The sequence below is a fragment of the Finegoldia magna genome, from assembly GCF_018371055.1.
Taxonomy (GTDB): domain Bacteria; phylum Bacillota; class Clostridia; order Tissierellales; family Peptoniphilaceae; genus Finegoldia; species Finegoldia magna_I.
Window position 1 is genome coordinate 1 of sequence record NZ_JAGYZD010000060.1, and the last position, 8281, is coordinate 8281.

The following is an 8281-nucleotide window of genomic DNA, read 5'->3' on the forward strand; positions in this document are numbered from 1 at the left end:
AAAAATCTGGAAAAGAAAGAGATAACCATAACTTGTTGGGGCGATTATATGAATCACATAACTCAAATTCGCCAAGCAAAAGCTACAAATTATGATTTTACGGATTCTTTTGCGGTTATTAAAGATATCGTGGGTAAGAGTGATTTATCCATAGTCAATTTGGAGACGACTATTGCAAAGAATGCATCAGACATGAGTGGTTATCCAGAATTTGCAACACACGAAAATGTCATAAAAGCATTCAAAGATACGGGATTTGATGTCGTAAGTACTGCGAATAATCACTCTTACGATAGAAGATTGAAGGGGATTGACCTCACGATAGATGCTATTGAAAAGTACGGTTTGAAAAGGACTGGTACGTTCAAGGAAAATGAATCGACCAATCCACTTATCGTAGATGTCAAAGGAATAAAGGTTGGATTTTTCTCATATACACAAATGCTCAATGGCTACGAAAAATTGATGCTCAATTCTGGAAGAGACACTGCTGTGAATTTGATTAATATGGAACAAATCCAAAAAGATGTGGATTATTTAAAGCAAAATCACGCAGATGTTATAATGTGCTACATGCATTGGGGAGAGGAATATTCTGATTATCCTAACTCTTATCAGAAAAACACGTTCAAGAAATTTTCAGATATGGGAGTTGACTTGGTGATAGGATCGCACCCGCACACAATACAAAAGGCTGATGTTATTGAAAACGACGGTAAAAAATCATATTGTGTTTATTCAATGGGAAATCTAGTTTCAGATCAAAGAGAATCCTACGGACAATATTACGGTGTAGAGATTGGTGTGTACTCTGATATTACAATTGAGAAAATTGGGGACAAGACAACGATAAAAAGTTTCGAAAACAAGCCATACTATGTGGATAAATACACAGATAGTGTGACTACAAGATATGTTGTAGTTCCAGTTAAACAAGTTCTCAATTCAGAAATAAATTATCCAAGAAAAGACAAAATAATATCCAAATTGAACAGAGCAAATCAACATTACGAAAAAATATTTAACAAGGAGTAAAAATGGGAAATATAATACTTACAGGTGACAGACCAACAGGAAAATTACATTTGGGTCATTACGTAGGCTCATTAAAAAACAGAGTTATCATGCAAAACAAAGGTGACTTCGACAAAATGTATGTCATGATTGCAGATGCACAAGCTTTGACTGACAACTTCAACAATCCAGACAAAGTTCGTGAGAACATCATTGAAGTTGCACTTGATTATTTAAGTTGCGGAATCGATCCAAACAAAGTTACGATTTTTGTGCAATCGCACGTTGAACAACTTACAGAATTGATGTTTTATTATATGAACTTGGTTACACTTTCAAGACTCGAAAGAAATCCTACAGTTAAAGCAGAAATCAAACAAAAAGAATTTGGAGCGAGCCTTCCTGTTGGATTCTTGACATATCCAATCAGCCAAGCGGCAGACATTACGCTTTTTAACGCAAACATAGTTCCAGTCGGAGAAGATCAGCTTCCAATGTTGGAACAAACGCGTGAAATTGTAAGAACGTTCAACAACTATTACTCAGAAGTTTTGGTTGAACCAAAAGCTGTAATTCCTGACAACAAAATCTGTTCCAGACTTCCAGGATTAGACGGCAAAGCTAAGATGAGTAAATCATTGGGTAACTGTATTTATTTGTCGGATTCTGAAAAAGATGTCAAATCAAAAGTGATGAGTATGTTCACAGATCCTAACCACATTCAAATCACAGATCCTGGAAAAGTTGAAGGAAATACAGTGTTCACTTATTTGGACGCTTTCTGTACAGACGATGATTTCTCAGAATTTCTTCCAGATTACAAAAATTTGGACGAATTAAAAGATCATTACAGACGTGGTGGACTTGGCGATGTCAAAATCAAAAAATTCTTGAACAATATTTTGCAAAAAGAATTATCTCCAATCAGAGAAAAAAGAAAACACTACGAACAAAACATTCCAGAAATCTTCGATATGTTGTTAAAAGGATCAGAAGATGCCGGAGAAGTTGGAGCAGAAACTTTGAAGAAAGTAAAAGCTGCAATGGGAATCAACTACTTTGAAGATGTGGAATTGATTAATAAACAACAACAAAAATACAAATAAATGAGAAATCAATCACGTTAGTGGTTGATTATGGATAGCAAACCATCATATACGAATATCTAGACTTCAAAAATTGATGATTTCTAAATCTCAAAATCCTAAAATCGCAAGCACGCTGAAGCTTACGCAGTCCGATTTTGACGGATTTATTCGATTTGAAATCTTGACAATTTTTTCCGTATGATATTCTTAGCATGAAAGGTTTGCTATATTTTTTATATATGTCAATCACTTCGGTGGTTGATTTTTGCTTGATTAATAAAATATAAATTTTATTTGATTTTTCATTTGCTTAAAATTATTATTTAAGGGTATAAATAATAAAGGAAAGGAAGATTATTATGTTAAGAGCAAAAGTAGGATCTAGATTATATAATATAAACGAAGCTATTAAGCTTGGAGAAATTGCGATAGCTAGCTTGAATGAGGTGCAATCTTATTTGGGTACAGCATCAGGATGGGGAATTTTCGATATTTTCAAGGGTAAGACTATTACTACTATGATTAAAAGATCGAATTTAAAAAAGGCGAAGAATCAAGCGAAGAAGGCTGATTTGGCGATTAGAAAGTTCAGTAATATTATGATTGATTTGGACAAGAAACCAAGTGTTGGTTTCAGATACAAGAACACGTTTTTCTTGGCGGATTATTTTGATAATAAGCTTTTTGACTCTGTAATTCAAATGCAAATTCTCAATAACAAGAGAAATTGCGACGCTGCTATTAAGCAATTGAAAAAAGAAGTGTATAATTTACAAAAGGAAAAAATGAATTTAATGAATGAATAGATTTTATAGGGGGTATTATGTTCAAAGAGTTTAAGAAATTCATTACTGAAGGTAATGTAATGGATTTGGCAGTTGCCGTTATCATGGGTGCTGCTGTTAAGGAAATGGTAGATGGACTTATTAATGGACTTATAGCACCTTTGATTGGGGCTGCAACTGCAGGAATTGATATGAAAGAAATGGCAGCAACTGTTGCAGGAGTTAAGTTACAATACGGTTTGTTCTTGGATGCTTTGGTTAAATTTATTATAATTGCATTCGTAGTTTTCTTGATGGTTAAAGCTATCAATAAAGGTCGCGATGCTTTGCATAAAGAACCGGAAGCTGATCCAACAACAAAAACTTGCCCATATTGCAAGAGTGAAATCGACATTACTGCTACAAGATGTCCACATTGTACATCTGAATTAACAGAATAATTTGACATAAAAGGGGATTGTATCCTCTTTTTTTGTTGTCTTGTGTTATACTGAAAAAGGAATGATTAATTTATAATAAGGAGATTATGATGAAATACGATTTTGAAACGATTAGTGACAGAAACGAAATGGGATCTAGAAAATGGGCTGTAAGAAGCGAACAATTTCCGAATATGAAAAAAGATGTAGTTCCATTTAGCGTTGCAGATATGGAATTCAAAAACGCACCAGAAATTATCGAAGGTTTGAAAAAACGCTTAGATAATTTGGTTTTGGGATATTGCTCTCCTACAGACAGATTTTACAATAGCATCATAAATTGGGACAAGAAACGCCACAATGCAGATATAAAAAAAGAATGGATTGTCGAAGTTCCAACTGTTGTAGATGGATTTTTTGCTGCAGTAAGTGCTTTCACTAAAAAAGGCGATTCTGTAATGATTATGAGACCAGTGTATGGTCCATTCAGATTTGCCATTGAATTTAATGAAAGAGTTATGACAGATGTTCCTTTGATTTCAGACCAACGCAACAATTATTCAATTGATTTTGAAAAATTTGAATCAGAATGTAAAAAGTCTGAAAACAAAATGGTTATTCTTTGTAATCCTCATAATCCGGGTGGAATTTTGTGGAGCAAGGATGATTTGGAAAAAGTAATCAAGATTGCGAATGATAATGATGTGATTGTTGTGGTTGATGAGATTTGGCAAGATATTGTTATGCCGGGAAACACTCACACATCTGTGCTTTCTTTGGATAGAAAATTAATCGAAAAAACAGTTGTGTGTCAATCTTCTACAAAAGCTTTTAACTTGGCAGGACTTTGCTGTGGATATACAATTATTTCCGATTCCGAAATGATGGCTCAATACAAGAAGACTTTGGATATTATGAGAAGCAACGCTGTCAATGTTATGGGACTTGAAGCTACACAATTGGCTTTTGACGAAGCTGAAGACTGGCTTGACGAATTAATCAATGTTATAGATACTAACCAAAAAATCGTCTACGATTTCTTCCAAGAAAAATACCCTAAAATCATAGTAAATCACCTTCAAGCAACTTATGTTATGTGGATGGATTTCAGATGTTTAGGATTGAACAGCGACGATTTGCTTAAAACATTGGGTGAAAAAGCTGATTTGGTATTCACTGACGGAAGATTTTTCGGAGAATGCGATGGATTTGTACGATTTAACGTTGCAGCTCCTACAAAAGTCGTAAAAGACGCATTAGTTAGATTGGATAATTTACTACAAGAATTATACAAATAAACACAAAAATCCCGAAACTCGTTTGAATTTCGGGATTTTTTTAATTTCTATTTTACATTCAAAAATTGTTGCATAAATTCGAAAGGACCATTATCCACTTGAACTTTTGGATTATTAATTGATGTGTCTTCTTTTGAAGTTATTGAGATGTTAATGCTTTCTGTATCTTTTGATTTTGGAGTTGATTTTAAGCTAACATCGTATGATTTGTCCTTGAATTCAAATGTTAAATTGAACTTATCGTCTTTGTTAGTTGTCTTTAATGTGTTCATTTTTTCTTCGAATTCTTTTTTAGATTGGTCTGATTTTAAATTATTTTCAATTTCTTGGATTTTTTGTTGTTCTTGGTCTGTAAGGTCACTTCCCTTGGCAAGTTTGGCGTATTCTTTGAAGTTTTTCAATAAAGTTTTTCTTGAATATTCCATGACTTTTGCCCATTGTTCGCCAGTCAAATTCACAGAGTATTTGTGGTTGCCATCTTCTTTAACAGTTAATTCCTTGTTGTCGATTACAAAGTCTTTTGCGATTCTAACTTGGAATTTTGTATTTGATGATAAAAGTGGCATGAACACAGTGAAATCTCTTACAGTTGTCGCTTGGAAATTTTGCTCAGTTAATTTTTGCAAAATTTGTGTAACATTGAAGTACAAGTTTTTTTGAATCAAAGCTTCCTTCATTTTTGGTGGAAGATTGTTAGCAAATGCATCGTAATTCAAGTACGCTTTTCCATCTTGGATTGCAAAGTGAAGTTCACCCAAGTTGTTTCCTTGACCAGCTAATTGAGCTACATCGCTTGTAACAGTTGCCATTGCAACTCCTGTTGTTTTGTCTTGTGTTGCTTTGACTTTGATTTCTTTTAGCTTGGAAGTTTCATTCTTGAATTCATAAGATTGGTTCTTCCATTCAGTTGTTTTTCTAAAATCGTTTAATAGGCTTACTTTTTCTTTTGCTTGAGAGCAAGCGCTTAAAGTTATTACCATAAGTAGTGATAATAACACTAATGTAAATTTCTTTTTCATAAATTCCCCCTGACAATAATATTATAACAGATTTCGGCAAATGATTTTGAACAAATCACAATTGTAGACTTATTGTAACCTAATGTTGAATTTTGAAATATAAATGACAAATAAATAGTTGACAAGTAGAAATCGTTTAACTAAAATAAAATTGAAGTGATAATTATGAAAAAATATTAGAGGTTCATATGACTATAGGTAAATTAAGAAAAACAATCACACTTGTTATTATGATGTTGTTACTTTTATCGTCTTGTCAAAAAAATAAAATTAAAAACGACGAGCAAAAAGCAAATCAAAACGAGACAGTAAAAGTAGATGTTGACGAAAAGGATAAAGCTAATATAAATGAAACTGTAAAAATGTTTTTTACGCAAAAATATTACAAGCTGGAAAAAGATACAAATAAAATTAGATTGAGTGAAAGTCTTGAAAAATTTTTAGCTAAAAAACCAGATTATAAGTATTATGAATTATCCGAGTTGAAAATATTGGATACGTATGAAAGTAAAGACAAAATTTTAGTTTTAGTGAAGACATGGATTTCTACTAAGGATAAGAAATCTGGAGAAGGCGTGATAATGAGAATTTTAATATCTAAGGATAAGAATACGTATGTCGTAGAAAATGAAGTTGCTGAGGATATGATAGAATCAGAAAATTATCAAACAAAATTATCCAAAAAAGATATAAAAAATTACATTAAAAAATCATCGGTAATGAATGGAGACAATTTATCGGATTCAGAGATAGATAAGAATATAAAAGATTTTGATGTGTACGATTTTTACTCATATATTGGAATGTTTGAAGTTCAAAAAAGTAAAGAAACTAATGAAGATTTAATTTATGTTTTAGAAAATCATGAATACAAATAATTTAAAAAGGAAAGTTCATAAAAAGAACTTTCCTTAATTTTTTGTTATTTTAATTTTTCTAATAATTTTAATGTGTAATCGTACATTCTTTGAGTAGATTCAATTCCCAAATGTTCCAATGGAGTGTGAGCGCCAATGATATCTGGACCGAAACTAATCATATCGCAATCAGGAAGTACGCCTTTTAACAAACCACATTCCAAACCTGCGTGAATTGCAGTTACATTAGCTTTCTTGCCAGTCATTTCTTCGTACAATGCTGGAGCAACCTTTGCCAATTCTCCATCAGTGTTGAATTCCCATGCTGGATATTCTTTTTCGATAACAGTAGTTCCGTGAGTCAAATAAGCTAATGATTTGATCTTGTCGAACATATTGTGAAGTTCGCTTTCTACAGAACTTCTTACACAACAAGTAACCTTGATTTTTTCGTCGTCTGCTTCAACAACACCAACGTTTGAACTTGTTTGAACCAAACCTTCGATGTCTTGTGAAGTTGAAATAACATCGTTGATTAACAAATACAAGAATTTAACGATAGATTGAGAAGTTTCTTTTGAATAAGAAAATTCTGTTTTTTCTGTTTCTTTAATATCCAAAACCAAGTTAGGATCTGTTTTTCTACCTTCGTGACGAACATATTCTCCAATTTCGTTTAAAATATTCATTGCCTTGTCCAAATCATCAACAGTGATGATAGCGTGAGCATTCTTTGCGATGGCATTGTGTTTTGATCCACCGGAGATTTCTTGCAATCTAAAATCCATTTCCAAAGCAACTTTGTTCAAAAGTCTTGCCATAACTTTGATGGCGTTTTTGTTTTGTTTTTGAATTTCAAGACCAGAGTGACCACCATTTAATCCAGAAAGAGAAATTTCGATAGCCTTTGATAAGCCTTCTGATTTTTCACTCTTGAAAGTAGTAATGGCATTTGCTCCACCAGAACAGCTTACAATGAAGTCTCCTTCGGTTTCGGTGTCGATGTTTAACAAACGAGTTCCGCTCAAATGTTCAGCAGTCACACCGTTTGCTCCGTCCATTCCACGTTCTTCATCAATTGTTACAAGAACTTCCAATTTTGGATGAGCAACATCATCAGAATCCAAAATAGCTAAGCAAAACGCAACAGCGATTCCGTCATCTGCTCCTAAAGTTGTGTTATCTGCATAAACATATCCGTCTTTAACGTGCATTGAGATAGGATCTTTTAAGAAATCGTGGTCTGAATCATCAGTCTTTTCGCAAACCATGTCCATGTGTCCTTGCAAAATAACAGGTTCTGAATTTTCGTAACCTTTTGTAGCGTCTTTTTTGATAATTACATTGTTAAGATGATCTTGGTATACTTCAAGTCCTCTTTCCTTTGCAAAACTAACCAAAAAATCTGAAACGCCTTTTTCATTTCCCGAACCACGAGGAATATCGTTTAATTGTTTGAACCAATAAAACACTTTTTTTGGTTCTAAATCTTCATATTTTTGCATGAGTAACCTCCTATATATCTTCTTACTTTATTATAACTCTTTTACATTATTTTGTAATCTAATTGACAAGATTATTTACAACATTTACGATAATATCCATACCAGTTGAAATATCATCGTAGCTCATCTTAGCAAACCCAATCAAAAACACATTAGTGTTCATGTTTTTATCCAAATAAAAATCATCGATACTAGTCACATATACAGAATTTTCCTTCAAAGTTTTCAGCAAAACATTACTGTCAATCCTCTTATCGACCTTGATTACGACAGATGTGCCACAATCAGTTTTCTCA

Annotated in this window: 8 protein-coding genes and 1 pseudogene; 6 read left to right on the plus strand and 3 right to left on the minus strand. The window is 33.0% G+C overall.

Annotation, left to right across the window (positions count from 1 at the left end):
• The 5 genes from KHW44_RS03905 to KHW44_RS03925 form a co-directional block, all read left to right on the plus strand.
• A partial coding sequence (locus KHW44_RS03905; protein WP_304066213.1) for a CapA family protein occupies positions 1-1035 on the plus strand: 1035 nt, incomplete at its 5' end.
• Positions 1036-1037: 2 nt separating this feature from the next.
• Positions 1038-2120 carry a tryptophan--tRNA ligase gene (gene trpS / locus KHW44_RS03910; protein ID WP_304066216.1) on the plus strand — a complete coding sequence of 361 codons (1083 nt, stop codon included), beginning with the start codon at positions 1038-1040 and terminating at the stop codon, positions 2118-2120.
• Between the two features lie 341 nt (positions 2121-2461).
• A complete protein-coding gene (locus tag KHW44_RS03915; protein ID WP_304066220.1) occupies positions 2462-2908 on the plus strand; it encodes a hypothetical protein in 447 nt (148 codons plus the stop codon).
• A gap of 17 nt (positions 2909-2925) precedes the next feature.
• Positions 2926-3327 (plus strand): large conductance mechanosensitive channel protein MscL, encoded by a 402-nt coding sequence (gene mscL / locus KHW44_RS03920; RefSeq protein WP_094206336.1) that lies wholly within the window; start codon positions 2926-2928, stop codon positions 3325-3327.
• An 89-nt stretch (positions 3328-3416) separates the two neighbouring features.
• Complete coding sequence (locus KHW44_RS03925) at positions 3417-4604, plus strand: PatB family C-S lyase (RefSeq protein ID WP_278736178.1); 1188 nt, start codon at positions 3417-3419, stop codon at positions 4602-4604.
• 47 nt (positions 4605-4651) lie between these two features.
• On the opposite strand, the gene KHW44_RS03930 is transcribed toward KHW44_RS03925, so the two are convergent.
• Positions 4652-5623: a hypothetical protein gene (locus tag KHW44_RS03930; RefSeq protein WP_094206334.1), complete on the minus strand. Its 972-nt coding sequence runs from the start codon at positions 5621-5623 to the stop codon at positions 4652-4654.
• 188 nt (positions 5624-5811) lie between these two features.
• Here KHW44_RS03930 and KHW44_RS03935 point away from each other — a divergent pair, with 188 nt between their 5' ends.
• Positions 5812-6501, plus strand: a complete 690-nt coding sequence (locus KHW44_RS03935) for a hypothetical protein (protein ID WP_278736177.1) — start codon at positions 5812-5814, stop codon at positions 6499-6501.
• 44 nt (positions 6502-6545) lie between these two features.
• Here the strand turns inward: KHW44_RS03935 and KHW44_RS03940 are convergent, their stop codons facing one another.
• Complete coding sequence (locus tag KHW44_RS03940) at positions 6546-7985, minus strand: aminoacyl-histidine dipeptidase (protein ID WP_294684515.1); 1440 nt, start codon at positions 7983-7985, stop codon at positions 6546-6548.
• Between the two features lie 58 nt (positions 7986-8043).
• Positions 8044-8281: pseudogene (locus tag KHW44_RS03945) on the minus strand (PLP-dependent aminotransferase family protein); the annotation flags it as partial.

Excerpts from the sequence above, each read along its gene's own strand:
- trpS (WP_304066216.1), top strand. The coding sequence starts at position 1,038 with ATGGGAAATATAATACTTACAGGTGACAGACCAACAGGAAAATTACAT.
- KHW44_RS03925 (WP_278736178.1), top strand. The coding sequence starts at position 3,417 with ATGAAATACGATTTTGAAACGATTAGTGACAGAAACGAAATGGGATCT.
- KHW44_RS03930 (WP_094206334.1), bottom strand. The coding sequence starts at position 5,623 with ATGAAAAAGAAATTTACATTAGTGTTATTATCACTACTTATGGTAATA.
- KHW44_RS03915 (WP_304066220.1), top strand. The coding sequence starts at position 2,462 with ATGTTAAGAGCAAAAGTAGGATCTAGATTATATAATATAAACGAAGCT.
- KHW44_RS03940 (WP_294684515.1), bottom strand. The coding sequence starts at position 7,985 with ATGCAAAAATATGAAGATTTAGAACCAAAAAAAGTGTTTTATTGGTTC.
- KHW44_RS03935 (WP_278736177.1), top strand. The coding sequence starts at position 5,812 with ATGACTATAGGTAAATTAAGAAAAACAATCACACTTGTTATTATGATG.
- mscL (WP_094206336.1), top strand. The coding sequence starts at position 2,926 with ATGTTCAAAGAGTTTAAGAAATTCATTACTGAAGGTAATGTAATGGAT.